Here is a 24,784-nt window from a genome sequence, read left to right as displayed (position 1 = left end):
TCACCGCACCCAGAAAGCCTCCACCATGTCTCCCTCGTCGCGCTACGCCACCTGTGCCGGCTATGAAATCCACTACATGGACTGGGGTGACCCCGGTGCTCCGGTGGTCATCGCCTGGCATGGCTTGGCGCGCACGGGGCGCGACATGGATGAGCTGGCCACACACCTCAGCACCCGCTACCGCGTGATCTGCCCCGACACGCTGGGCCGGGGGCTGAGCCAGTGGAGCCGGGCACCGGCGCAGGAGTACTGCCTGGCGTTCTATGCGCGCCTGGCGGCAGACCTGTTCGCGCAGTTAGGCATTGACCGCGCGCATTGGGTGGGCACGTCCATGGGCGGAGCCATTGGTACGGTTTGCGCCGCCGGGCGCTACGAGCCGCGCTTGCGCGGGCGCATCCGCAGCCTGCTGCTGAACGACAACGCGCCGCAGCTGGCCGACGCGGCCCTGGCGCGCATCCGTGCCTACGCTGGCGAGCCGCCGGCGTTCGCTACCGTGCAGGAATTGGAGTCCTTTTTCCGGCAGGTCTATGCGCCCTACGGCTGGCTCAGTGACGCGCAGTGGCGCCGCTTGACGGAGACCTCGGTGCGCCGCCTGCCCGACGGGCGCGTAACGCCGCACTACGACCCGGCCATGGTCCAGCAGTTCACCGCGCACGCGAACGATTACCTGATCTGGGCGCACTACGACGCGTTGGACATCCCCGTGCTGTGCCTGCGTGGGGAGCACTCCGACCTGGTCGAGCGCGCGACGACGGCCGAGATGCTGCGGCGCGGGCCCGGCGCGCGCGGCCTGGCGCAGGTGGTAGAGGTGCCTGGCTGCGGCCATGCGCCGGCACTCAATGTGCCGGCGCACTATGCCTTGGTGGAGCGCTTCTTGGCGGCGGCAGAGGCACGCGAGGCAGCTTAGAGCCTGTTCACGATCTTTTCATAGTGTCCGCAAGGCAGCAAAAAAGCCGCAATCTAGGCGCGCGCCGCAGGCCATGCTGGTGGCCTGGCCAAGGTGCGCAACGACGAGTGCGGCTTTTTTGCTGCCTTGCCCTTCGGGTTGCCCCGCAAAAGTGGCATCTGCGGCGTTGCAAATGCTCGCCGGGCCACCAGCCCGGCTGCGCTTTGCGCCTTGCATCTGCCACTTTTGCGGGGCAACGGGCACTAGGAAAAGATCGTGAACAGGCTCTTGGGGCACGTGCCCTAGCGCCTGCGTGCGCCGCGCCGCTGGCCCCAGGCCGCGGTCTGGCAGGCGCGGCGGTAGTCGCGCAGTGTCTGCTCGGCGCGGCCCAGCACCTGCGCAAGGTCTTGCCCCGTGAGCAGGGCGATGCCCTCGGACACATGGTGCGCCGCGTGGATGTGAAACTGGCCGCACGCCACGGCTTCCACCACCTGCGGCGACAGCATCAGGTGGCGCTGGTTGCGCGCGGGCACCAGCACGCCCTGGGTACCGGTCAGGCCGGCCTGTGCGCAGGTGCGGAACCAGCCTTCAATCTTCTCGTTCAGCCCGCCCACGGGCAGCACCTCGCCGTGCTGGTTGAGTGCGCCGGTGACGGCCACGTCCTGGCGCAGCGGCAACCCCGAGAGCGCTGACAGCAGCGTGTACAGTTCGGCGCAGGAGGCCGAATCGCCCTCGATGCCGCTGTATTCCTGCTCGAACACGATCGAGGCATTGAGCGCCAGCGGCGCCAGGTGCCCGAACAGCGCGGCCAGGTAGCTGTGCAGGATGAGCACGCCTTTGTCGTGGATGGGGCCGGACATCTCGACCTCGCGCTCGATGTTGATCAGGCCCTCCTGCCCCGCGAAGGTGCGCGCCGTGATGCGCACCGGAAAGCCGAAGCGGTAGTCGCCCAGGTCGATCTGGGTGAGGGCGTTGAGCTGGCTCACCTGCATGCCTGCGAGCGAAATCAACAATTCGCCTTCGATGATGGCTTCATGCAAGGCTTCCTCGGGTGCGTTGTGGCGCTGTTGGCGCGCCAGCAGCGCGGTGTCCACGTCCTGGGGGGCGGTCAGCGTGGCGCCGCGTGCACGTGCCTGGGCGGCGCTTTCGATCAGCAGTGCCTCGGTGCTGGCGAACAGCGCGCTCTGGCGCGCCTGGTCATCGGCTTCGCGGTGCGAATGCTCCAGCAGCCGGGCCACGGCGGCGGCACTGCAGTGCGGCAGGCCCCGCCGCGCGCAGCTGCGCGCGATGAAGATCGCCGTCGCGTGGCGCGCGTCGGGCGTGGCGGCAAAGCGCTCGGCAAAGTCCACCTTCACGCGAAAGCGCCGCGCCAGGTCAGGGTCGCCCTCCTGCAGCGCGTAGTACTCGGCAGTGGAGCCGACGAGCACGATCTTTACGTCCACATCCACGCCTTCGGGCTGCAGCGCGACGGCGGCGCCAGGGCCGTGCGCCGCCGCGTCCTCGATGGTCAGGCGGCTGCAGCGCAGGAAGCGGCGCAGCCGCTCCCACAGCGGCTCGTCGCCCAGCAGGTCGCGCAGGAACAGCAGCAGGTAGCCGCCATGCGCGCGCAGCAGGCTGCCCGCATGGATGCCAGAAAAATCGGCACGCGGCGCTTCGCCGTCGGCCTGGTGCTCGATGTTGCCGAACAGGCTGCGCAGCTGCGGGTTGTCCTCCACCACCACCGGGGCGCCGCGCAGGTCGCCGTTGTCCACGGCCAGGTTCACGCGGCAGAGGTCGAGCAGGTCCGCCAGGTCGGCGCGGCGGTCTTCCTCGGCGGCGTCGTCGGGCTGCACGCCTTCGCGCGGCAGGAAGAGGTCAATGTTCTCCAGCACCTCGCGCTGTACCTGATCAAACCAATGGCTGAGCTTGACGGCATCCTTGATCTGCTTGCGCAGGCTCTGGCGTATCGGGTCGAGGGCATGGTCCACCAGGGGCTTGGCGGTCTGGCGGTGCAACTGTTCCAGGGCTTCGTCGCGTGTGCGCTCCAGCGGCCGGGTGCGGTCGAGAAAGCGCACGATTTCGGCGCGCAACTCCTGCTCGGCCTGCTCGATGGCCTGGCGCTGCGCAGGCGAGAGCGCCTGGGCTTCCTGGTCGGTGATGGCCTCGCCGCCCTGGCCCAGCAGCGTGAACACCATTTGCTCGCCCTCGCGCGTGAGCCGGAAGCGGCGTTCGCGCGCGAAGGCGTCAAGGGCTGAAAAGGCCCGTGCTTCCTCGCTCTGGAAGGCGCGGGCGATGCGCTCAGCCTCGGCCTTGATGTCGGGCGCGGCCAGGCGCTTGGGAATCTCGGCTTCCAGCGTCTTGGCCCACTGCTGCATGCCCTGGCGCAGCGCGCGCCCCTGGCCTGCGGGAAGGCGCAGCGCGCGCGGGCGTTCGGGTTGGTCGAAGTCGTGCAGGTAGCACAGGTCGGGGGGCACGGGGCGCGTGGCGGCGGCTTCCTGCATGGCCTGGCGCATGAGCGAGGTACGGCCACTGCCGACCTCGCCGAGCACGAACAGGTTGTAGTCGGGCTGGTCCATGGCCAGGCCGAAACGCGCGGCGGCGAAAGCGCGCTCCTGCCCAATCCAGGGCAGCGGCTGGCCCACCAGTTCACTGGTGTCGGCGAAGCCCAGTGTCTGCGGATCAATGGTGCAGCGCAGCTGGCTGGGCGCCAGGGTGGGGCAGGGTGGGGTCATGACTGCGCTCCCAGGGCCAGCGCCCGTGCGCGCGTCTCGGCCAGCGCCTGCGGGGCCTCGGGTTGCACGGGCCAGCCGGCGAGGTGGTTCAGCGCAATGTGCTGGAGCGCGTCGATCCAGGCCGGATGCGTGTTCAGGCAGGGGATGTAGTGGAACGCCTGCCCGCCCGCGTGCAGGAAGGCTTCGCGCACTTCCTGGTCGATTTCCTCCAGTGTTTCCAGGCAGTCGCTGGTGAAGCCGGGGCAGACCACGTCGACGCGGCGCACGCCCTCCTGGGCCAGCTTAATCAGCGTTGGCTCCGTGGCCGGTTCGAGCCACTTGGCCTTGCCGAAGCGCGACTGGAAGGTGACCAGGCAGCGCCCGTCCGGCAGGCCCAGGCGCTCGGCCAGCAGGCGTGCGGTCTTGCGCGCCTCGCAGTGGTAGGGGTCGCCCAGGTGCAGCGTGCGCTCGGGTACGCCGTGAAAGCTCAGCACCAGGCGCTCGGGCTGGCCGTGGGCTTGCCAATGCTGCTCAATGCAGTGTGCCAGCGCGCCGATGTAGCCCGCGTCATCGTGGTAGTGGTTGACGAAGCGCAGCTCGGGCACATGGCGTGTGCGTGCCGCCCAGGCGTATACCGCGTCAAACACGCTGGCTGTGGTCGTGCCCGAATACTGCGGGTACAGCGGCAGTACCAGGATGCGCGTGGCCCCCTCCGCCTTAAGCGCGTCGAGCTGGCTGGCAATCGAGGGGTTGCCATAGCGCATGGCATGGCGCACCAGCACGGGCAGGCCTGCCTCCTGCAAGGACTGGCCCAGGGCCTGCGCCTGCTTGGCAGTCCATGCCAGCAGCGGGGAGCCTTCGGCGGTCCAGATGCTGGCGTACTTGGCCGCCGATTTGCGCGGTCGGGTGCGCAGGATGATGCCGTGCAGCAGGGGCAGCCAGGCGATGCGCGGAATCTCGACCACGCGCCGGTCGCTGAGGAACTGGCCCAGGTAGCGGCGCAGGGCCGCTGCGGTAGGGGCGTCTGGGGTGCCCAGGTTGCACAGCAGGATGGCGGTGCGCTGGGGCTGGCCGTGCCGATGGGGCGGCTCGGGGGCAAAGAAGGATGGCAGGGGCATGTGGCGATTGTGCCAATGCTGCGCAGCGTGGCCAGGAGCCTGCCGGGCTATGCCCAAGCCCGGCAGGCTCCTGGGGTATTCTCGGCACCTGCCCTGGCGGCGCCCGGTTTTCTGCCCGCTGCACCTTTGCCCTACCTTTGCCAAGCCTATGACCACACCTGTCTATTTGCCCCCGGTGCGCTCCGTGGGGCTGGCGCAACCCCTGACCTGGCTGGCGCGGGGCCTGAACGACCTCACGCATGCGGGCTGGGTCAGCTGGGCCCATGGGCTGGCGGCGGCGTTGTTCGGCCTGGGGGTGAGCGTGCTCGCGTACCGGCATTTCTGGCTGCTGGCGGGGGTGTTGTCGGCCTTCCTCGTGGTAGGGCCGGTGCTGGCCACGAGCTTTTATGCCCTCAGCCGGGCACTGGAGCGCCAGCAGCGTGCCGACTGGGGCGTGGTGCGACGCACCTGGCTGGGCTGGCAGCGCAGCCATCCGCGCGCCTGGCGCGAGCATGACTACTGGTGCCTGGTGGAGTTCGGGCTGCTGCTGGCGTTGGCGGCGCTTGGCTGGATTGTGGTGTCCGCTTCGCTCATCACGCTGCTGGCACCGGAGCCGGTGAACGACCCGATGGACTTCGTGCGCCATGTCGTGCTGGCCGAGGGCGGGTGGCTGTTCGAGCTGTGGCTGGCCTTGGGCAGCCTGCTGGTAGCGCCGATCTTTGCCTCCAGCGTGGTGGCCATGCCGCTGTTGCTGGACCGCAAGGCCACGCTGAGCCAGGCGGTGCTGACCAGCTGGATGGTGGTGCTGGCCAATCCCGTTCCCATGGCGTTTTGGGCCGCGCTGATGCTGGCGCTGACCCTGCTGGGCCTGGGGACTGTATTTTTTGCCTTCGTCGTGGCCATTCCGGTGCTGGGTCATGCCAGCTGGCATGCCTACCGCGATCTGGTCGATGCCTCGGGGCTGCCCGAGCGCGGGGAGAATGTGGCGTGATTTTTGGGTTTACCGAAGAACAACTGGCGGGGTTCTTCCTCACCTACGGGGTGGCGGCGTTCATCCTGTTCATGGTGTTCATCATCGGCCACCTGGCCTGGCAGTCCAAGGCCGGCAAGTTCGGCACCTTCGTGATCTTTCTCGGCCTGGGCGTGGGCTTCCTGGGCTTCGTCGCCAAGTTCATCATCCAGTGGTGGCTGGAGAAGTAGTATTTAAGCCAAAATGGCCTCTAGCGCTTGCTGGACAAGCGCTGGCAGCTATCGAATGATGAGCAATCCTCAGGGCAGGAATGCTGGCGACAGCAGGCGCAGGCCGATGGAGAACCAGCGCTCCTGCGTGCCGCTGCCCGCGCGGTTGCCGTAGGTGGTGTCCACCTGCACGTGGTCGGGCACCAGCCAGTAGCGCAGGCCCACCTGGTAGAACGGCGTGCCCTGGTTCTGGCCAAACACCTCGGCGATCAGCCAGGTGGACGCGCTCCACTGGGCCTCGGTGCCCAGGCCCCAGGTCATGCGGTGCCGCCGGGCCTCGCGCTCGTGCAGCCAGCCGATGTTGGTGTGCACCAGCAGGCGGTCGCTTCGCAGCGAGAAGGTGGCGGGCACGTAGGCGTACAGGTCGCCAACCAGGTTGCTGCTGGTGTGGATGGCCGCGTGGCGCACGTTGCCCACGGCCAGGCCCCAGCCCCAGCCGTCCGGCTCCAGCGGCTTGAACAGGGTCTTGGCCTGCAGGACGATGTCGGTGGTCCGGGTGTCGCCGTCGTCCTTGCCCCTGGCGCCGCCGAGCGAAAGCTCCAGGTTGCCCGTGAAGTTGCAGGCCGGCTGCGCCCAGTACTCGGTGCTGTCCTGGTTGCGCCTGGCCCAGCTTTCCACCTGGCAGGCCTTGGCATCGACGATGCGCGCGTCGTCGGTGACCATGGGGCGCGCCGCCTGGGCCGCGCCCCAGGGCAGCAGGGCGGCCAGGGCCAGCAGGGTGGGCATGGGGAGGTGGGGCCGCACGGGATGCTCCTTGAATCGCGGGGTGAGTCGGGCCGCTACTCTGGCAGGTCGGTATGACAGGCGTGAGGCGACAGGAGCGCTTGCGCCACGGCGCAGCCGCTACGCACCGCGCCTTCGAGCGTGGCGGGGTAGGGGCCGTCGATGTAGTCGCCCGTGGCCCACAGCCCCGGCAGCAGCGCGGACGGCGGACGCTGCAGCGCGGGCGTACAGGCGAAGGTGGCGCGCTTTTCCACCACGGTCTGCGCGGGATGCAGCGTTGCCAGCCCCAGCACGGCACGCGCCTGCGCAAGCACCTGTGCCTCCAAAGCGGCGCGCTCACCATCGCTGGTGCTGACGACAAAGGCTAGCAACCCGGCGGGGCCGCCGAGCTGCCCCCGATCAAAGACGAACTGCGCCGGCTGTCCGGCCTGCGCACGCAGCGCCAGCATGGGGGCGGCCAGCACCGGGCCTGCGGCACCCGGCACCTGGGCATAGACCGTGGTGATGGGGATGAAGCGCAGCGCCTCGGCCTGGGCCAGCCAGGGCTGCAGCCCGGGCTGGCCCAGCGGGCGCAGCAAGCGCACGGCTTCGGTGCTGGGGGTGGCGAGCACCACGGCGTCGTACGGCGTGCCGTCCACCTGCCAAGTGCTGCCCTGGTGGGCAATGTGCTGCACGCGCGTGCCGGTGTGCACGCGGGCGCCGTGGCCAGCCAGCCAGCGTGCCGCGGGTTCGGCGAAGACGCTGCCCAGGTCGGTGCGCGGCAGCAGCAGATGCGAGCCGCCCCGGCCGCTGAACAGGCTGTCTTGCAGCACGCGCAGAAACACCTGGCCGCTGGCTTCGTGCGCCGGGGTGTTGAGCGCCGAAACGCACAGCGGGTCGATGAACTCGTCCACCAGCCGCCGGGGCAGCCGCGCGCACAGCTGGGCCACGGTGGCCTGCGGCGCGCAGCGAAAGCCGCCCAGGCGCCAGGCGGCGGCCGTGCGCAGCAGCGCGGCCTTGTCGCGCCAGCGCCAGCCGCGCGCGCCGGCGATGCCTGCGAGCGCGTCCCACGGCGGCGCGAGGTCGGGCAGGCGCAGCCCGGTGCCGTCGGCGAAGGTGAGGGCCAGCGGCTGGCGGTGGAACACGTCTTCAGGCCGCACCCCCACCTGGCGCATGAGGCGCAGACATTCGGTGTAGGCGCCGATCAGGATGTGCTGGCCGTTGTCCAGCGCCAGTCCGTTGGCGTGCAGCGCACGGGCACGGCCGCCCACGCTGCGCGCGGCCTCGAAGACGGTGGGCCGCACGCCCGCTGCGGTCAGTTCAATGGCGGCCGCCAGACCGGCCCAGCCGGCGCCGATGATGGCGACACGCATGCTCAGAAGCGGCCCAGCGCCTGCATCTTCCACGCCAGCCAGAACTTGCGCAGTGGTGTGAGGCTGGTGCGCTGGTTCAGCACCTGGAAGTTGTCGCGCTCAATCTCGCGCAGCAGCGTGCGGTAGATGCTGGCCATCATCAGGCCAGGCTTTTGCGCGCGCCGGTCGGCCGCGGGCAACAGGGCCAGCGCTTCGTCGTAGCAGCGGTGCGCGCGCTCGGCCTGGAAGCGCATCAGTGCCGTGAAGCGCTCGGAGTACTGGCGTTTGGTGATTTCGTGCGCCTTCACATCAAACTGCTGCAGCTCGTTCACCGGCAGATAGATGCGCCCGCGCATGGCGTCCTCGCCCACGTCACGGATGATGTTGGTGAGCTGGAAGGCCAGGCCCAGCTTGTGTGCGTAGACGGTGGTAGCGTCCTGCGTCTGGCCGAAGATGCGCGCCGCCACCTCGCCCACCACGCCGGCCACCAGGTGGCAGTAGCGCGCCAGGCCGGCGAAGTCGAGGTAGCGCGTCTGCTCCAGGTCCATGCGGCAGCCCTCGATGACGGCCAGCAGGTGGCGCTGCTCGATGCCGTAGGCGCTCGCGTGTGGCATCAGGGCCTGCATCACCGGGTGGCTGGGCTGGCCGGCGAAGGCTTGGGCCACCTCGCCCTGCCACCAGGCGAGCTTGGCCGCGGCCACGCTGGGGTCGTGCACTTCGTCCACCACATCGTCCACCTCGCGGCAGAAGGCGTAGAAGGCGGTGATGGCGGCGCGGCGCGGCGCGGGCAGGAACAGGAAGGCGTAGTAGAAGCTGCTGCCCGAGGCGGCGGCCTTTTGTTGTACGTATTGCTCGGGGGTGCTCATCGAAAGGGGCAGGCTGGCGTTGGGGTGCGCCGATTGTCCCATGGCGCGGCAGCGGCATGTACAGGGTTTTAAGGTCTTTTCAGCCCTGAAGGCCCGTAGAGACTGCGCAAGCAGCTATTGTTTTTGATGAATGGCATCGTGCCTGGCGCATGCGCCATGCTCAGCACTGCACCACGTTCACGGCCAGGCCGCCGCGCGAGGTCTCCTTGTACTTGGTCTTCATGTCGGCGCCGGTCTGCATCATGGTCTTGATGACCTTGTCGAGCGAGACGACATGCGTGCCGTCGCCGCGCAGCGCCATGCGGGCGGCGTTGATGGCCTTGATGGCGCCCATGGCGTTGCGCTCGATGCACGGAATCTGCACCAGCCCGCCCACGGGGTCGCAGGTCATGCCCAGGTTGTGCTCCATGCCGATCTCGGCCGCGTTCTCCACCTGCGCCGGCGTGCCGCCGAGCACGGCCGCCAGCGCGCCTGCGGCCATGGAGCAGGCCACGCCCACCTCGCCCTGGCAGCCGACTTCGGCCCCCGAGAGCGACGCGGTTTGCTTGTACACCAGGCCAATGGCCCCGGCGGTGAGCAGGAACTGGACGATGCCCTCGTCATTGGCACCGGGCACAAAGCGCGCGTAATAGTGCAGCACCGCAGGCACCACCCCGGCGGCACCGTTGGTGGGCGCCGTGACCACGCGGCCGCCGGCCGCGTTTTCCTCGTTCACGGCCATGGCGTAGAGATTGACCCAGTCGAGCATGGAGAGCGGGTCGCGCAGCGCCTCCTCGGGCCGCGCGCACAGGCTCTGGTGCAGCGCCGGGGCACGCCGCTGCAGGTGCAGCGGGCCCGGCAACTGCCCCCTGCCCGCACAGCCCCGGTGCACGGCGGCGGCCATGGTGTGCCAGATATGCAGCAGGCGGCGCCGTACCTCGGGGGAGCTGTGCCAGTGCTGTTCGTTGGCCAGGGTGAGGGCCGCCACCGACAGGCCCGTGGCCTGGCAGTGCGCCAGCAGCTCGGCGCCGGTGCGGTAGGGGTAGGGCAGGCCGGCGCCGGTGCCCAGGGCGTCTGGCGGCGGCGGGTCGGCCATGTTGAGCACGCGCGCGCCCTCCTCGTCCACCACGAAACCGCCGCCGACCGAGTAGTACACACGCCGCAGCAGGATCGCGCCGTCGGCACCGAAGGCGTGGAACTGCATGCCGTTGGGGTGGTAAGGCAGGCTCTTGCGCCGCATCAGCAGGTGCGTGCGCGGCACGAATGGCAGCAGGTGGCGGCCCAGCACGGCCAGTTGCCCGCTGGTGTGGATGGCGTTGATGGCCGCATCGATCTGGTCGGGGTCCACCTGCTCGGGCAGGTGCCCGGCCAGGCCCAGCAGCACTGCCCGGTCGGTGCCGTGGCCCACGCCGGTGGCGGCGAGCGAGCCGAACAGCTCCACCTCCAGCCGCTGCACGGCGGGCAGCAAGCCCAGTGCGTCGAGCTGGCAGGCGAACTGGCGCGCCGCGATCATGGGGCCCACGGTGTGGGAGCTGGAGGGGCCGATGCCGATCTTGAACAGATCGAAGATGCTGACGGACATGGCGGGGCGTGCGGTGGTGGATCTACCGCCGGTTGTACCGGTGGCGTCGCGGGCGGCCATGCTGGCAATCCCTGAGAAGGGCGCGGGCCCGCGGGCTTGCATGCTCTTTGATTGATAGCTTCCAGCGCTTGCTGGATAAGCCACAGGGCTGTTTTTCCTTCAAAAAACATGCCGCCTTCAGCGACCGTTGCGGGGCATGAAAGTAACTTCTGCCCCGGCGCTTCAGCCGGTGCGGCGGCGCATGCACAGGGCGCGCCAGCCCATGCGCAGCCAGTCGGGCGGCGCCAGCGTGGGGCGCTGGCACAGGTTGGCGCCGTGCAGGGCGTCGATCTTGTCGAGGATGCGCAGCCCGCCTTGCACCACCAGGCGCAGCTCCCAGCCTGCGCGGCCCGGCAGGCGGTGGACCAGCGGGGCGCCCTGTTCCATGAGCGTGCGCGCCCAGCGCGCGTTGTCGGCCAGCAGGCGCGTGGTGGCGGGCGTGGGTTGCAGCGTGGCCAGCGTGGCACGGTCCACGCCGTGGGCGGCGCAGTCGGCGTCGGTGAGGTAGTGGCGCCCGCGCGGAATGTCCACGCTCAGGTCCTGCCAGAAGTTGATGAGCTGCAGGGCGGAACAGATGGCGTCGCTTTGTGCCAGGGCCTGGGCGTCCGCCACGCCGTACAGGTGCAGCAGCAGCCGTCCCACGGGGTTGGCCGAGCGGCGGCAGTAGTCGAGCAGGGCTGTGCGGTCGGCGTACGTGGCGCCGTCGCGGGTTTTCTCCACGTCCTGCACGAAGGCGCTGAGCAGGTCGTCGAGCAGTGCCACGGGCAGGCCATGCTGGCGCAGCACACCCTGCAGGGGGCCAAACACGGTGGCCCAGCGCGTGCCCGGCGCTGCGCCTGCGGCCACGGCGGCCAGTTCGGCGCGGTAGGCCGCCAGGTCGTGCAGGCGCTGGGCCGGCGTAGCGTCGCCTTCGTCGGCGATGTCGTCGGCGGTGCGCGCAAAGGCGTAGAGCGCCGCGATGGGCGCGCGCAGGTGCGGCGGGCACAGCAGCGAGGCGACGGGGAAATTTTCGTAATGCGTCACCGGCGCTGCCGTGGCGGGTACGGCCGGGGGCGGGGTCTGGGGCGATGAGGGTGGGGCGTTCACGGCACGGATTGTCGCCGTGCGTGGCCGCTTTGGTCTTGACAAGGGGGCTGGGGCTACTTAGATTACTAACCAGTCAGTCATTAATTTCACCTTCTTTGTCCATCATGCGTTTTCCCTCCGCGTTGGTGCGGCCCCGTGCGGGGCTTTTTTTACGGCCGGGCCGTGTCCGGTCCTCCCGCAGTGCTGCTGCCTGGCTGTGTGCGGTGGCGGCGGCTGCGCTGGCGACGGGGTGTACGCGCCCGGAGCCACCGCCCGAGCCAGTACGCGCCGTCAAGCTGCTGACGGTGGGCGAGGGGGACTTACAGGCGCAGCGCGAGTTCGCCGGCGAGGTGCGGGCGCGTGTGGAGTCGCGCCTGTCCTTTCGCGTGGCGGGCAAGCTGGTGCAGCGCCACGTCGAGCTGGGCCAGGCTGTGAAGCCCGGCCAGCTGCTGGCCCAGCTGGATGCGCAGGACTATGTGCTGGCGCTGGACGCCGCGCGCGCCCAGGTGGCCGCGGCCGTGACCCAGCGCGACCTGGCGGCGGCGGATTTCAAGCGCTTTGCCCAGCTCAAGGCGCAGAACTTCATCAGCGGTGCCGAACTGGAGCGGCGTGAGGCGACGCTCAAGTCGGCGCAGGCGCAGCTCGACCAGGCCCAGGCCCAGGTGGCCGCGCAGGGCAACCAGCAGGCCTATACGCGGTTGGTGGCCGACGTGGCCGGCGTGGTGACGGGCATCGAGGCCGAGCCGGGTCAGGTGCTGTCGGCCGGCACGACGGTAGTGCGCATCGCCCAGGACGGCGCGCGCGACGTGGTGTTTTCCGTGCCCGAGGACCAGGTGGCGCGTGTGCGCGTGGGCCAGGACGTGCAGGTGCGCACATGGTCTGGCGGCGCGCCGTTCAACGGCAAGGTACGCGACGTGGCGGCCAGCGCCGACCCAGTGACGCGCACCTACCTGGTCAAGGTGGCGGTGGCCGGTGCGCAGGTACCGGCGCTGGGGTCTACCGTGTATGCGCTGCCGGCGGCGCTGTCGCAGGTGGGGCAAAAGGCGCTCAAGCTGCCCACCAGTGCACTGCGCCAGGACGGGCAGCAGACGGCGGTGTGGGTGTACGACGCAGCGGCGGGCACGGTGCGCTCGCAGCCCATCGAGATCGCCGCGGCCGATGGCAACGAGGTGGTGGTGCGTGGCGGGCTGGCGCCCGGCATGCAGGTGGTGGCGACGGGCGTGCATGTGCTGGCGCCCGGGCAGAAGGTCAGCGTTTATCAGCCTAAAACGGCTCCAACGCCCGCTAGCAAAGCGCCAGCAGCTACTGATTCGGTAGCGCCCGCCAACCCGCCGCAGTGAGGCCCGCATGACGCCAGTGCAAGCCAAGCAGGGCTTCAACCTGTCCAAGTGGGCGCTCGACCACGCCGCGCTCACGCGCTACCTGATGGTGGTGCTGATGGTGCTGGGCATCGCCGCCTATTTCCAGCTCGGGCAGGACGAAGACCCCCCGTTCACCTTTCGTGCCATGGTGGTGCGCACCTACTGGCCCGGCGCCACGGCGCAGCAGGTGGCCGAGCAGGTGACCGACAAGATCGAGCGCACGCTGCAGGAGGTGCCTTACGCCGACAAGATCCGCAGCTACTCCAAGCCGGGGGAGTCGCAGATCATTTTCCAGATCAAGGATTCTTCGCGCCCCAGCGAGGTGGCCAACGTCTGGTACCAGGTGCGCAAGCGTGTGGGCGACATGCGCTACACGCTGCCGCAGGGCATCCAGGGGCCGTTCTTCAACGATGACTTCGGCGACGTCTACGGCGTGATCTACGCGCTGGAGGCCGACGGCTTCAGCTACGCCGAGGCCAAGGAGTTTGCCGACGACGTGCGCCAGCGGCTGCTGCGTGTGCCCGACGTGGCCAAGGTGGAACTGTTCGGCGTACAGGACGAGAAGCTGTTCATCGAGATTCCGCAAAAGCGCCTGGCCCAGCTCGGTCTGGACATGAACCAGGTGCTGGCCCAGCTGGGCCAGCAGAACGCGGTGGAGAGTGCCGGTACGGTGCAGACGCCGCACGATCAGGTGCAGGTGCGCGTGGGTGGGCAGTTCGGCGGGCCGGAGGATTTGCGCGCCATGCCGATACGCGGCGCCTCGGGGGCACAGCTGCGCCTGGGCGATATCGCCACCGTCACGCGCGGGTACGTCGACCCGGCCACGGTGAAGGTGCGCCACCAGGGGCGCGAAGTGGTGGCGCTGGGGGTGTCGATGGCCAAGGGGGGCGACATCATCCGCCTGGGCAAGGCCCTGGGCGAGGCCACGGCCCAGATCGAGAAGACGCTGCCGGCCGGCGTGCGGCTGGTGAACGTGCAGGACCAGCCCCAGGCCGTGGTGCGCTCGGTGAACGAGTTCATCAAGGTGCTGATCGAGGCCGTGGTGATCGTGCTGGCCGTGAGCTTCATCAGCCTGGGGCTGCACAAGCGCCCCGGCAACCACCCGCTGTGGCGCCGCTGGACGCTGGACATGCGCCCTGGGCTGGTGGTGGGGATCACCATTCCGCTGGTGCTGGCCGTCACGTTCCTGGCCATGTGGTACTGGGGCATCGGGCTGCACAAGATCTCGCTGGGCTCGCTCATCATCGCGCTGGGCTTGCTGGTGGACGACGCCATCATTGCCGTGGAGATGATGGTGCGCAAAATGGAAGAGGGCTACGACAAGGTGCGCTCGGCCACTTTTGCTTACGAGATCACGGCCATGCCCATGCTCACCGGCACGCTCATCACGGCAGCGGGTTTCCTGCCCATCGGCATCGCCAAATCCACGGTGGGCGAATACACCTTTGCCATCTTCGCCGTGACGGTGATCTCGCTGGTTTTGTCGTGGATCGTGTCGGTCTATTTCGTGCCTTATCTGGGCACGCTGCTGCTCAAGGTGCCGCCGCATGTGCCCGACATGGTGGCAGGGCGCGAAGAGCCGCACGAGATGTACGACACGCCGTTTTACGTGACCTTCCGCCGCCTGGTGAACTGGTGCGTAGAGCACCGCTGGCTCACCATCGGCGCCACACTGCTGACTTTCGCGCTGGGCCTGTGGGGCATGGGCAAGGTGCAGCAGCAGTTCTTCCCGGATTCGAGCCGTCCCGAGGTGCTGGTCGATCTCTGGCTGCCCGAGGGCAGTTCGTTCGCCGCGAACGAGGAGGTGGCGCGGCGCGTGGAGACGGTGCTGCGCGCGCAGCCTGGGGTGCAAACGGTGAGCGCCTGGGTGGGCTCCGGGGTGCCGCGTTTTTACCTGCCGCTGGACCAGGTGTTTCCGCAGACCAACGTGTCGCAGTTCATCGTGCTGCCCCAGGACTTGAAGGCGCGCGAAACGCTGCGCATGGCCCTGCCCGCGTTGCTGGCGCAGGAATTTCCCGAAGTGCGTGCACGCGTCAAGCTGCTGCCCAATGGGCCGCCGGTGCCGTACCCGGTGCAGTTCCGCGTGGTCGGGCCCGACCCGGCGCAGCTGCGTGTGCGCGCCGACGAGGTCAAGTCCATGCTGCGCGAGAGTCCGCAGATGCGCGGCGTGAACGACAACTGGAACGAGTCGGTCAAGGTGCTGCGCCTGGAGATCGACCAGGACAAGGCGCGCGCGCTGGGCGTGTCCAGCCAGTCCATCGCGCAGGCCACACGCACCACGGTGCTGGGCACCACAGTGGGGCAGTACCGCGAGGGTGACAAGCTGATTGACATCGTGCTGCGCCAGCCGTTGGACGAGCGTGCCGCCATTACCGACCTGGCCAACGCCTACGTAGGCACCTCCAACGGCCGCGCCATACCGCTGACACAGATTGCCAAGCCGCGCATGGCCTGGGAGCCTGGCGTAATGTGGCGCGAGGGCCGCGAGTACGCCATCACGGTGCAGGGCGACGTGGTGGAGGGACTGCAGGGCGCCACGGTGACCCATGCTCTGCTGCCAGGCTTGCGCGCGCTGGAGGGGCAGTGGCACGCCGCAGGTGGCACGGCCTACCGCATTGAGGTGGCCGGCGCCGTCGAGGAAAGCGCCAAGGGTTCGTCCTCGATCGCGGCGGGGCTCCCCGTCATGCTGTTCATCACCTTCACGCTGCTGATGTTGCAGCTGCACAGCTTCAGCCGCGCGATGCTGGTATTCCTGACCGGTCCGCTCGGAATTGCCGGGGTGGCCGCAGCGTTGCTGGTGTTGGGACGGCCTTTCGGCTTTGTGGCGCTGCTGGGGGTGATCGCGCTCATGGGCATGATCCAGCGCAACTCGGTGATCCTGATCGACCAGATTGAGCTCGACCGTGCGCGCGGTGTCCCGGCGTGGGACGCCATCATCGAGGCGGCCGTGCGCCGGTTGCGCCCCATCGTACTCACGGCGGCGGCAGCAGTGCTGGCCATGATTCCGCTGTCACGCAGCGTGTTCTGGGGCCCCATGGCCGTGGCCATCATGGGCGGGCTCGTGGTGGCGACGGTGCTGACCCTGCTGGCGCTGCCAGCCATGTATGCGGCGTGGTTCCGGGTGCGCCGACCCGGTCCGGAGGAGGTCGCCATAGCGCGCAGCACGCAGATAGCACATTAATTTACGGGGCTTTGCTTACAACCAGCTAAAATCACTGGTTGACCCCATTCACGCAGGCGGCATTTCATGGCCGCCTGTTTGTTTGCAAAACCAGCGCGGGTGGCGAAATTGGTAGACGCACCAGGTTTAGGTCCTGACGCCAGCAATGGTGTGGGGGTTCGAGTCCCCCCCCGCGCACCACGAGACTTGGCGGAGTCGCAGCGCGCCACTTGGCTGCCGGCACCATCTACATCCTCGATCCGATACTAGGAACACAAATGGCCGTTACTGTTGAAACCCTTGAAAAGCTTGAGCGCAAGATCACGCTGAGCCTGCCCCTGACCACCATCCAGACTGAAGTCGACGCCCGCCTCAAGCGCCTGGCCCGTACCGTGAAGATGGATGGCTTCCGTCCCGGCAAGGTGCCCCTGAGCGTGGTGGCCCAGCGCTATGGCTACTCGGTGCAGTACGAAGTGCTGAACGACAAGGTCGGCGAGGCCTTTGCGCAGGCTGCCAACGAGGCCCAGCTGCGCGTGGCTGGCCAGCCACGCATCACCGAGAAGGAAGGCGCGCCCGAAGGCCAAGTGACCTTTGACGCTGTGTTCGAGGTGTTTCCCGAAGTGAAGATTGCCGACCTGTCGGACGCTGAGGTCGAGCGCCTGTCCGCTGAAGTGGACGAAGCTGCCATCGAAAAGACCCTGGACATCCTGCGTAAGCAGCGCCGCACGTTCGCCCAGCGCGCCCAAACGGCCCCCGCCGAAGATGGTGACCGCGTGACGGTGGACTTCGAAGGCAAGATCGATGGCGAGCCCTTCCAGGGCGGCAAGGCCGAGGACTTCCAGTTTCTGGTCGGCGAAGGCCAGATGCTCAAGGAATTTGAGGATGCCGTGCGTGGCATGAAGGCGGGCGAGAGCAAGACCTTCCCGCTGGCCTTCCCTGAGGACTATCACGGCAAGGATGTGGCCGGCAAGACAGCCGACTTCCTGGTGACGTTGAAGAAGATCGAGGCCGCCAACCTGCCCGAGGTGAATGAGCAGTTCGCCAAGACCCTCGGCATCGCTGACGGTACCGTGGAAGGCCTGCGCGCCGACATCAAGAAAAACCTTGAGCGCGAAGTGAAGTTCCGTCTGATGGCACGCAACAAGCAGGCCGTGATGGACGCCCTGGTGGCTAAGGCCGAGCTGGATTTGCCCAATGCAGCCATCCAGGCCGAGATCGCCCGTCTGCTGGAAGGCGCGCGCGCCGATCTGAAGCAGCGCGGCATCAAGGATGCCGATAAGGCCGAGATCCCCGATGACATCTTCCGTCCCCAGGCAGAGCGCCGCGTGCGCCTGGGCCTGGTACTGGCGGAACTGGTGCGTGCCAACGCGCTGCAGGCCACGCCTGAGCAGCTCAAGGCCCACATTGATGAGCTGGCCGCCAGCTATGAAAAGCCTGAGGACGTGGTGCGCTGGTACTTCGGCGACCGCCAGCGTCTGGCCGAAGTCGAGGCTGTCGTGGTGGAAAACAACGTCACCAGCTTCGTTCTGGGCAAGGCCAAGGTCACCGACAAGGCCGTTTCCTTCGAAGAACTGATGGGCCAGCAGGGCTGAGTCTTGAGAAGCCCGGGACGGTCGCAACAGGCGCTGTCCCCGGATTCTTGTTGTTTCCAGGGGCTTGTGCTTTGGCGCACAAGCCCCAATTCATTTCTGGGTACAGTACGCGCCGTACTGGTTGGACTGGAGAAAACATGAGCGCATTGGATACACAGAACCTGGGCCTGATTCCCATGGTCATTGAGCAGTCGGGCCGTGGCGAGCGGTCGTACGACATCTACTCGCGCCTGCTCAAGGAGCGGGTGGTCTTCCTGGTTGGGCCGGTCAATGACCAGTCTGCCAACCTGGTGGTGGCACAGCTGCTGTTCCTGGAAAGCGAGAATCCGGACAAGGATATTTCGTTTTACATCAACTCTCCGGGCGGTTCGGTCAGCGCCGGCCTGGCGATTTTTGACACCATGAACTTCATCAAGCCCGATGTTTCGACGCTGTGCACGGGCATGGCGGCCAGTATGGGCGCGTTCCTGCTGGCGGCCGGGACCAAGGGCAAACGTTTCGCGCTGCCCAATTCCAAGGTGATGATTCACCAACCCCTTGGCGGCATGCAGGGCCAGGCCACCGAGATCGAGATCCATGCGCGCGAAATCCTGAAGACGCGTGAGCAGCTCAACCAGATCCTTGCAGAGCGCACGGGCCAGCCGTTAGAAAAGATCCAACAGGACACCGAGCGTGATTACTACCTGAGCGCCGCCGAGGCGCAGTCCTATGGCCTGGTGGACCAGGTCATCGAAAAGCGCGCCTGAGGGGGGGCGCACCAAGCGGTGTTTCCCCTGCGGGGAACGCCGTTTTTATTTCGCTATCATCCCCCGACCAACGTATTCAGTGACAAGGCATTGCCCCCATGGCCGAGAAAAAAGGCTCCTCCAGCGAGAAAACCCTCTACTGCTCTTTTTGCGGCAAGAGCCAGCATGAAGTGAAGAAGTTGATCGCCGGTTCGTCGGTTTTTATTTGCGACGAATGCATTGGCCAGTGCAACGAAATTATCCGTGACGAGCTGCCTGCAGGCGGCGCTGTTGCTGATGTGCGCGGCGATCTGCCGACGCCCGCAGAAATTAAGACCAACTTAGACAACTACGTCATCGGTCAGGAGAAGGCCAAGCGCACGCTGGCCGTGGCGGTCTACAACCACTACAAACGCCTGCGCTACAAAGATAAGGCGGGCAAGGATGAGGTGGAGCTCTCCAAGAGCAACATCCTGTTGATCGGCCCCACGGGCTCGGGCAAGACCCTGCTGGCGCAGACCCTTGCGCGCCAGCTTGATGTGCCCTTCGTCATGGCCGATGCGACGACGCTGACGGAAGCCGGCTATGTTGGCGAGGATGTGGAGAACATCATCAGCAAGCTGCTGCAAAGCTGCAACTATGACGTGGAGAAAGCGCAGCGCGGCATCGTCTACATCGATGAAATTGACAAGATCTCGCGCAAGTCGGACAACCCAAGCATTACGCGCGATGTATCGGGCGAGGGGGTGCAGCAGGCCTTGCTGAAGCTGATCGAAGGCACCATGGCCAGCGTGCCGCCACAGGGCGGGCGTAAGCACCCTAACCAGGACTTCCTGCAGATCGATACAACCAACATCCTGTTCATCTGCGGTGGTGCGTTTGCCGGACTGGAGAAGGTCATCGAGAACCGCACCGAGGCTTCTGGCATCGGCTTTGGCGCTGCCGTGCGTAGCAAGCAGCAGCGTTCCATCTCCGAGGTGTTCCAAGACATCGAGCCCGAGGATTTGATCAAGTTCGGCATCATTCCCGAACTGGTGGGGCGGATGCCCGTGGTGACCTCGCTGGCCGAGCTGAGCGAAGACGCACTGGTGCAGATTCTCACGGAGCCCAAGAACGCCTTGGTCAAGCAGTACAGCAAGCTGCTGTCCATGGAGGGCGTGGAGCTGGAGATTCGCCCCGCAGCGTTGAAGGCAATTGCCCGCAAGGCGCTCGCCCGTAAGACGGGGGCGCGTGGATTGCGCTCGATCCTTGAGCAGGCCCTGATAGGCACCATGTTTGATCTGCCTAACGCTGCGAATGTGGAAAAGGTGGTGGTGGATGAATCCACGATCGAGGAAAGCAAGCCACCGCTGCTCGTGTACCGCGAGGCCGCCAAGACGGCCTGACGGGATTGCCGCGAAGCTTTTGCGCCACCATCTTGGTACATGCCTCCTGAGGGAGGCGTGTGCTTCTCACTTGCCATGGCTGGTATTTCGGTACCAGCGGGTTGAAGAATTTTCCGCTGCGTGTTGTGACACGTAGCGACTCATGAGGTTTGCCATGTCTGGACATACCCCCTTGCCCTCCGCGCCTGTCGAATTGCCCCTGCTGCCGCTGCGCGATGTGGTCGTTTTTCCCCACATGGTGATCCCGCTATTTGTGGGGCGCCCTAAGAGCATCAAGGCCCTGGAACTTGCCATGGAAGCTGACCGGCGCATCATGCTGGTGGCCCAGAAGGCTGCTGCCAAGGACGAGCCTTCGGCCTCCGATATGTTCGACATGGGCTGTGTGTCGACGATCTTGCAGATGCTCAAGCTGCCAGACGGCACGGTGAAGGTGCTGGTCGAGGGGCAGCAGCGTGCGCAGGTACAGGGCATTGCTGACGAGGAGACGCACTTTGTAGCCAGCGTCTTGCCCGTTGCAGAGGTGTCTGGAGACGATGATGGCAAGCCTAGCGAGATTGAGGCATTGCGCCGTGCGGTGATGCAGCAGTTTGACCAATACGTCAAATTGAATAAGAAGATCCCGCCCGAGATCCTGACATCGATTGCCAGTATCGATGACCCGGGCCGTTTGGCCGATACCATCGCAGCCCATCTGCCGCTCAAGCTTGAGAACAAACAGGCTGTACTCGACCTTGCCCTGGTTAAGGAGCGGCTGGAAAACCTGTTTGAACAAATTGACCGCGAGGTCGATATCCTTAACGTGGATAAGCGCATCCGCGGCCGCGTTAAGCGCCAGATGGAAAAGAGCCAGCGTGACTTCTACCTGAATGAGCAGGTCAAGGCCATTCAGAAGGAGCTGGGCGAAGGTGAGGAAGGCGCTGATGTCGAGGAGATCGAGAAAAAGATCAAGGCTGCGCGCATGCCCGCCGAGGCGCGTAAGAAAGCCGAGGCCGAGTTGAAGAAGCTCAAGCTGATGTCGCCGATGTCAGCGGAAGCATCGGTGGTACGCAACTACATTGACGTACTCACAGGCTTGCCGTGGAGCAAGAAGACCAAGATCAAGCACGATCTGCTGAACGCGGAATTGGTATTGAACGAAGACCATTACGGCCTTGAAAAAGTCAAGGATCGCATCATGGAGTACCTCGCGGTACAGCAGCGCGTGGATAAGGTGAAGGCGCCCATCTTGTGCCTCGTCGGTCCACCGGGTGTCGGCAAGACTTCTCTGGGTCAGTCCATCGCCAAAGCCACGGGCCGCAAGTACGTCCGCATGGCGCTTGGAGGCATGCGCGATGAGGCAGAGATTCGTGGTCATCGTCGCACCTATATCGGTGCCATGCCCGGAAAAGTGTTGCAGAGCCTCAACAAGGTAGGAACGCGCAACCCGCTGTTCCTACTCGATGAGATTGATAAGCTGGGCACGGATTTTCGGGGTGATCCCTCAAGCGCGTTGCTGGAAGTACTGGATCCAGAGCAAAACCACACATTTGCTGACCACTATGTGGAGGTCGATTTCGACTTGTCGGATGTGATGTTCGTTGCCACCAGCAACTCGATGAATATTCCTCCGGCACTCCTAGACCGTATGGAGGTCATTCGCCTCTCGGGTTACACCGAGGACGAGAAAACCAGCATCGCCATGAAGTACCTGCTGCCCAAGCAAATGGGCAACAACGGCGTGAAGGACGCGGAGCTGCAGGTTACCGAAGCCGCTGTGCGCGACATCGTGCGCTACTACACGCGTGAAGCGGGCGTCCGCTCATTGGAGCGCGAACTGTCGAAAATCTGTCGCAAGGTGGTCAAGGGGCTGCAGTTGAAGAAACTGGAGCCGCAGGTCGTAGTGACTGCCGAAAATCTGGCTGACTATCTTGGCGTACGCAAGTACAGCTATGGCCGGGCAGAGCAGCAGAATCAAGTGGGGCAGGTTGTCGGTCTGGCTTGGACGGAGGTTGGAGGGGACCTTCTGACGATCGAAACGGCGACGATGCCTGGCAAAGGCAACATTACACGCACGGGCTCGCTGGGTGATGTGATGAAAGAATCCGTCGAGGCTGCGCGCACTGTGGTGCGTAGCCGCGCACGGGTGCTAGGGATCAAGGACGAGGCTTTTGAAAAGCGCGACATTCATATCCATGTTCCTGACGGCGCCACACCCAAGGATGGCCCTAGCGCAGGCATTGCCATGGCGACTGCGCTGGTGTCCGCGTTGACGGGAATTCCTGTCCGCGCTGACGTCGCCATGACTGGCGAAATCACGCTGCGTGGCGAGGTCACGGCGATCGGTGGCCTCAAGGAAAAGCTGCTCGCAGCACTGCGTGGCGGCATCAAGACGGTGCTGATCCCTGAGGAGAACGTGAAGGACCTGCAGGAGATTCCCGACAACGTGAAGAGCGGCTTGGAGATCGTCCCGGTCAAGTGGATCGACAAGGTGCTCGACGTGGCGCTCGAGTCCAAGCCTGTGCCTTTGACGGATGAAGAAGTGGCTGCAGCTACAGCAGCTGCCACGCAGAAGGTAGCTGCAGCCGATACCTTGAAGCACTGAATTCAAAAAATTCGGGAACAGGCGAGAAATTTGCGCTACAATTTACTCCATCGCAGCAAACGTTGTAGAATGTAGAGCTTCGGTAAGCGCGGGAATAGCTCAGTTGGTAGAGCGCAACCTTGCCAAGGTTGAGGTCGTCGGTTCGAGACCGATTTCCCGCTCCAGAAAATTAAAAATGAGATTTCACGATTTCGTTTTTTAAGGCGGCAAAGGCTTGGCGCGGTAGCAAAGCGGTTATGCCCCGGATTGCAAATCCGGTTAGCCCGGTTCGACTCCGGGCCGCGCCTCCAAGAGAGATATGCGTTATTGCGTTAGTTTTTTGAAAATTTGTAGCTGACATTTTGATGTTGTGCTAAAATAAATAACTCATTTGATTGGGTTGTCTGCGGGAATAGCTCAGTTGGTAGAGCGCAACCTTGCCAAGGTTGAGGTCGTCGGTTCGAGACCGATTTCCCGCTCCAATTTATGGTCTGCAGACTTCCACTGACGTCTGTAAGTCATTGAAAAGAGGAGCTTCGGCTCCTTTTTTCATTCCAGCAAAAGCCACGGAAATCCACCTACAGCCAGCGTTTTTGAGGTCAAAATCAAGGCCAAAGAATGCGGGTGGTGCCGGTTCCGGGTTGTTGCTGGGGTTGGATCGGGATGGCCAGCAGCATCTAGCCTAAGTCTCACGACTTAGGAGTTTGATGATGGCACTCTCTGATCTGACCGTGCGGCAAGCCAAGGCCGCCAAGAAAACCTACAGCATCCCCGATACCGATGGCCTCGGCCTGGTGGTCGCCCCCACCGGCGGCAAATCGTGGCACCTGCGTTACTACTGGCTCGGCAAACAAAGACGCATCTCCCTGGGCAACTATCCCGAGATCGGCCAGCGCGAAGCCCGCACCTTGCGCGACGAAGCCCGGGCGCTCCTGTCCCAAGGCATCAACCCCCACACTGACCGTAAGCAGAAGCGGCACGCGGTCAAGTTGGCCTCGGACTACACGTTCAAGGCTGTCTTCGATGCCTGGTTCGAGCACCGCGCCAAGGAACTCAAGGAAGGCAGGAACAGCACGCTGTCGCAGATCAAGCGGATCTTCGAGAAAGACGTGCTGCCCAGCCTCAAGCAGATGTCGATCTATGACATTCGCCGGCCGCAGCTCCTGGGCGTCCTGGCGCGGATCGAAAAGCGCGAGGCGTTCACCACTGCAGAGAAGGTCCGTACCTGGCTGGGACAGTTGTTCCGCTACGCGCTGGTCATTGTCGAGGGCATGGAGGCCAATCCGGCTACTGACCTGGACGTGGTGGCCGAGCCCAAGCCCGCGGTGACCCACAACCCCTACCTGCATCTGCCTGAGCTTCCCGAGTTCCTCCAGAAGCCCAGGCTCTACAACCCGCGCGGCTGGCAAACCCAGCTTGGTATCCGCCTGCTGTTCTTGACCGGCGTGCGCACCGGCGAGCTGCGGCTGGCGACCCCGGATCAGTTCGACCTCGACCGCGGCCTGTGGATCATCCCGCCGCAGATCGTCAAGCAGCTGCAGGACGAGATGCGCAAGGCCGGCAAGCGCCCACAGGACGTGCCGCCCTACATCGTGCCGCTCTCCGTCCAGGCCATCGAGATCGTGCGCTATCTGCTCGGGGTGATGCGGCCGGCGCAGCGCCACCTGCTGACGCACCGGAGCGAATTCAAGAAGCGCATCAGCGAGAACACCCTCAACGCCGCCTTGAAGCGGATGGGCTACGAGGACAAACTGACCGGCCACGGTATTCGCGGAACCATCTCGACGGCCCTCAACGAAATCGGCTATCCCAAGATTTGGGTGGACGCGCAGCTTTCGCATTCCGACCCCAACAAGGTGAGTTCGGCCTACAATCACGCCAAGTACGTGGAACCGCGCCGCCGGATGATGCAGGACTGGGCCGACCGGGAACTTCTCAAAACCCATCCGCTCTCTTCCTGACCCGAGAAGCCTGACCCGCCCCTTGCCATGATCACGCCCCGCAGCGCCCTGAAGTTCGATCTGTTCGCCGAGGCCTCGCGCCAGCACAAGAGAGACGAGGTGGGCGATCCGCTGCAGGTGATCGCGCGGCACATCGACTTCGCAGCCCTGGCCGGGCTGGTGGATGCCTTGATCGAGCGCGGCGATGGCCGCAAGGGCGGGCGGCCCGCCTACCCCACCGAGGTGATGGTGCGCATCCTGGTCTTGAAGCGCCTGTACAACCTGTCCGATGAACAGATGGAGTACCAGTTGCTGGATCGGGCGAGCTACCAGCGCTTTTGCCTGCTGCAGGATGCGATGAACGTGCCGGACCGCAACACGATCTGGCGCTTCGGCGAGCGGCTGGGCGTGGATGGGGCCACGGTGCTGTTCCAGGGAGTGGATGCGCAACTGCACCGCCATGGCTACATGGCCCGGGGCGGACAAGCCATCGATGCGACGCTGGTGCCCGCGCCGCGCCAGCGCCTGGACAGGCAGGAGCGCGAGGCCCTGGCCGAAGGCAGA

Annotated in this window: 17 protein-coding genes, 4 tRNA genes and 1 pseudogene; 15 read left to right on the top strand and 7 right to left on the bottom strand. The window is 65.7% G+C overall.

Features of this window, described 5'->3' with window-relative positions; all coding sequences use genetic code 11:
- The first annotated feature begins 25 nt into the window (after nucleotides 1-25).
- Nucleotides 26-907, top strand: coding sequence for an alpha/beta fold hydrolase (locus BN2503_RS14475; protein WP_054257359.1), 882 nt, complete (start codon nucleotides 26-28; stop codon nucleotides 905-907).
- A 281-nt stretch (nucleotides 908-1,188) separates the two neighbouring features.
- Here BN2503_RS14475 and BN2503_RS14465 read toward each other — a convergent pair whose 3' ends face one another.
- Both BN2503_RS14465 and hemH read right to left on the bottom strand, forming a co-directional pair.
- Entirely contained in the window at nucleotides 1,189-3,597 is a 2,409-nt protein-coding gene (locus BN2503_RS14465) for a Lon protease family protein (RefSeq protein WP_054257357.1), read from the bottom strand.
- Entirely contained in the window at nucleotides 3,594-4,688 is a 1,095-nt protein-coding gene (hemH, locus tag BN2503_RS14460) for a ferrochelatase (protein ID WP_054257370.1), read from the bottom strand. The genes BN2503_RS14465 and hemH overlap by 4 nt, the downstream gene beginning before the upstream one ends.
- Before the next feature lie 154 nt (nucleotides 4,689-4,842).
- Between hemH and BN2503_RS14455 the strand changes: the two genes are divergently transcribed.
- Together BN2503_RS14455 and BN2503_RS14450 are read left to right on the top strand one after the other, a co-directional pair.
- Complete coding sequence (locus BN2503_RS14455) at nucleotides 4,843-5,664, top strand: DUF2189 domain-containing protein (protein ID WP_054257356.1); 822 nt, start codon at nucleotides 4,843-4,845, stop codon at nucleotides 5,662-5,664.
- The gene (locus BN2503_RS14450; RefSeq protein ID WP_054257355.1) at nucleotides 5,661-5,873 is read left to right on the top strand and encodes a DUF2788 domain-containing protein; all 213 of its coding nucleotides are present in this window, start codon (nucleotides 5,661-5,663) and stop codon (nucleotides 5,871-5,873) included. Before BN2503_RS14455 ends, BN2503_RS14450 begins: the two co-directional genes overlap by 4 nt.
- A gap of 69 nt (nucleotides 5,874-5,942) precedes the next feature.
- Here BN2503_RS14450 and BN2503_RS14445 read toward each other — a convergent pair whose 3' ends face one another.
- The 5 genes from BN2503_RS14445 to hpnC all read right to left on the bottom strand — a co-directional run bounded on the left by BN2503_RS14445 (nucleotide 5,943) and on the right by hpnC (nucleotide 11,518).
- Nucleotides 5,943-6,656 (bottom strand): PA4824 family protein, encoded by a 714-nt coding sequence (locus BN2503_RS14445; protein WP_491893067.1) that lies wholly within the window; start codon nucleotides 6,654-6,656, stop codon nucleotides 5,943-5,945.
- Between the two features lie 35 nt (nucleotides 6,657-6,691).
- Nucleotides 6,692-7,987, bottom strand: coding sequence for a hydroxysqualene dehydroxylase HpnE (gene hpnE, locus BN2503_RS14440; protein ID WP_054257353.1), 1,296 nt, complete (start codon nucleotides 7,985-7,987; stop codon nucleotides 6,692-6,694).
- Between the two features lie 2 nt (nucleotides 7,988-7,989).
- The gene (gene hpnD, locus BN2503_RS14435) at nucleotides 7,990-8,832 is read right to left on the bottom strand and encodes a presqualene diphosphate synthase HpnD (RefSeq protein WP_054257352.1); all 843 of its coding nucleotides are present in this window, start codon (nucleotides 8,830-8,832) and stop codon (nucleotides 7,990-7,992) included.
- A 160-nt stretch (nucleotides 8,833-8,992) separates the two neighbouring features.
- On the bottom strand, nucleotides 8,993-10,393 hold the full coding sequence (locus BN2503_RS14430) for an L-serine ammonia-lyase (protein ID WP_054257369.1): 1,401 nt from the start codon (nucleotides 10,391-10,393) through the stop codon (nucleotides 8,993-8,995).
- A 222-nt stretch (nucleotides 10,394-10,615) separates the two neighbouring features.
- Nucleotides 10,616-11,518 carry a squalene synthase HpnC gene (gene hpnC / locus BN2503_RS14425; RefSeq protein WP_054257351.1) on the bottom strand — a complete coding sequence of 301 codons (903 nt, stop codon included), beginning with the start codon at nucleotides 11,516-11,518 and terminating at the stop codon, nucleotides 10,616-10,618.
- A 104-nt stretch (nucleotides 11,519-11,622) separates the two neighbouring features.
- Here hpnC and BN2503_RS14420 point away from each other — a divergent pair, with 104 nt between their 5' ends.
- The 12 genes and pseudogenes from BN2503_RS14420 to BN2503_RS14365 all read left to right on the top strand — a co-directional run.
- The gene (locus BN2503_RS14420) at nucleotides 11,623-12,837 is read left to right on the top strand and encodes an efflux RND transporter periplasmic adaptor subunit (protein ID WP_054257350.1); all 1,215 of its coding nucleotides are present in this window, start codon (nucleotides 11,623-11,625) and stop codon (nucleotides 12,835-12,837) included.
- Between the two features lie 7 nt (nucleotides 12,838-12,844).
- Nucleotides 12,845-16,039: an efflux RND transporter permease subunit gene (locus tag BN2503_RS14415; RefSeq protein ID WP_054257349.1), complete on the top strand. Its 3,195-nt coding sequence runs from the start codon at nucleotides 12,845-12,847 to the stop codon at nucleotides 16,037-16,039.
- A 93-nt stretch (nucleotides 16,040-16,132) separates the two neighbouring features.
- A tRNA-Leu gene (locus BN2503_RS14410) sits at nucleotides 16,133-16,219 on the top strand.
- 77 nt (nucleotides 16,220-16,296) lie between these two features.
- Entirely contained in the window at nucleotides 16,297-17,610 is a 1,314-nt protein-coding gene (gene tig, locus BN2503_RS14405; RefSeq protein ID WP_054257348.1) for a trigger factor, read from the top strand.
- A 137-nt stretch (nucleotides 17,611-17,747) separates the two neighbouring features.
- Complete coding sequence (gene clpP, locus BN2503_RS14400; RefSeq protein WP_054257347.1) at nucleotides 17,748-18,356, top strand: ATP-dependent Clp endopeptidase proteolytic subunit ClpP; 609 nt, start codon at nucleotides 17,748-17,750, stop codon at nucleotides 18,354-18,356.
- Nucleotides 18,357-18,454: 98 nt separating this feature from the next.
- A complete protein-coding gene (gene clpX / locus BN2503_RS14395) occupies nucleotides 18,455-19,720 on the top strand; it encodes an ATP-dependent Clp protease ATP-binding subunit ClpX (protein WP_054257346.1) in 1,266 nt (421 codons plus the stop codon).
- A 154-nt stretch (nucleotides 19,721-19,874) separates the two neighbouring features.
- The gene (lon, locus tag BN2503_RS14390) at nucleotides 19,875-22,301 is read left to right on the top strand and encodes an endopeptidase La (protein ID WP_054257368.1); all 2,427 of its coding nucleotides are present in this window, start codon (nucleotides 19,875-19,877) and stop codon (nucleotides 22,299-22,301) included.
- Between the two features lie 88 nt (nucleotides 22,302-22,389).
- A tRNA-Gly gene (locus tag BN2503_RS14385) sits at nucleotides 22,390-22,465 on the top strand.
- 52 nt (nucleotides 22,466-22,517) lie between these two features.
- A tRNA-Cys gene (locus tag BN2503_RS14380) sits at nucleotides 22,518-22,591 on the top strand.
- Between the two features lie 95 nt (nucleotides 22,592-22,686).
- A tRNA-Gly gene (locus tag BN2503_RS14375) sits at nucleotides 22,687-22,762 on the top strand.
- A 228-nt stretch (nucleotides 22,763-22,990) separates the two neighbouring features.
- A pseudogene (locus BN2503_RS14370) lies at nucleotides 22,991-24,208 on the top strand (tyrosine-type recombinase/integrase); the annotation flags it as partial.
- 63 nt (nucleotides 24,209-24,271) lie between these two features.
- A partial coding sequence (locus tag BN2503_RS14365) for a transposase (protein WP_233495090.1) occupies nucleotides 24,272-24,784 on the top strand: 513 nt, incomplete at its 3' end.

Source organism: Paenacidovorax caeni, from assembly GCF_001298675.1.
GTDB classification, from domain to species: Bacteria; Pseudomonadota; Gammaproteobacteria; order Burkholderiales; family Burkholderiaceae_C; genus Paenacidovorax; species Paenacidovorax caeni.
The sequence above is the reverse complement of the archived record's forward strand: the minus strand, read 5'-3'. Positions and strand labels throughout refer to the sequence as shown.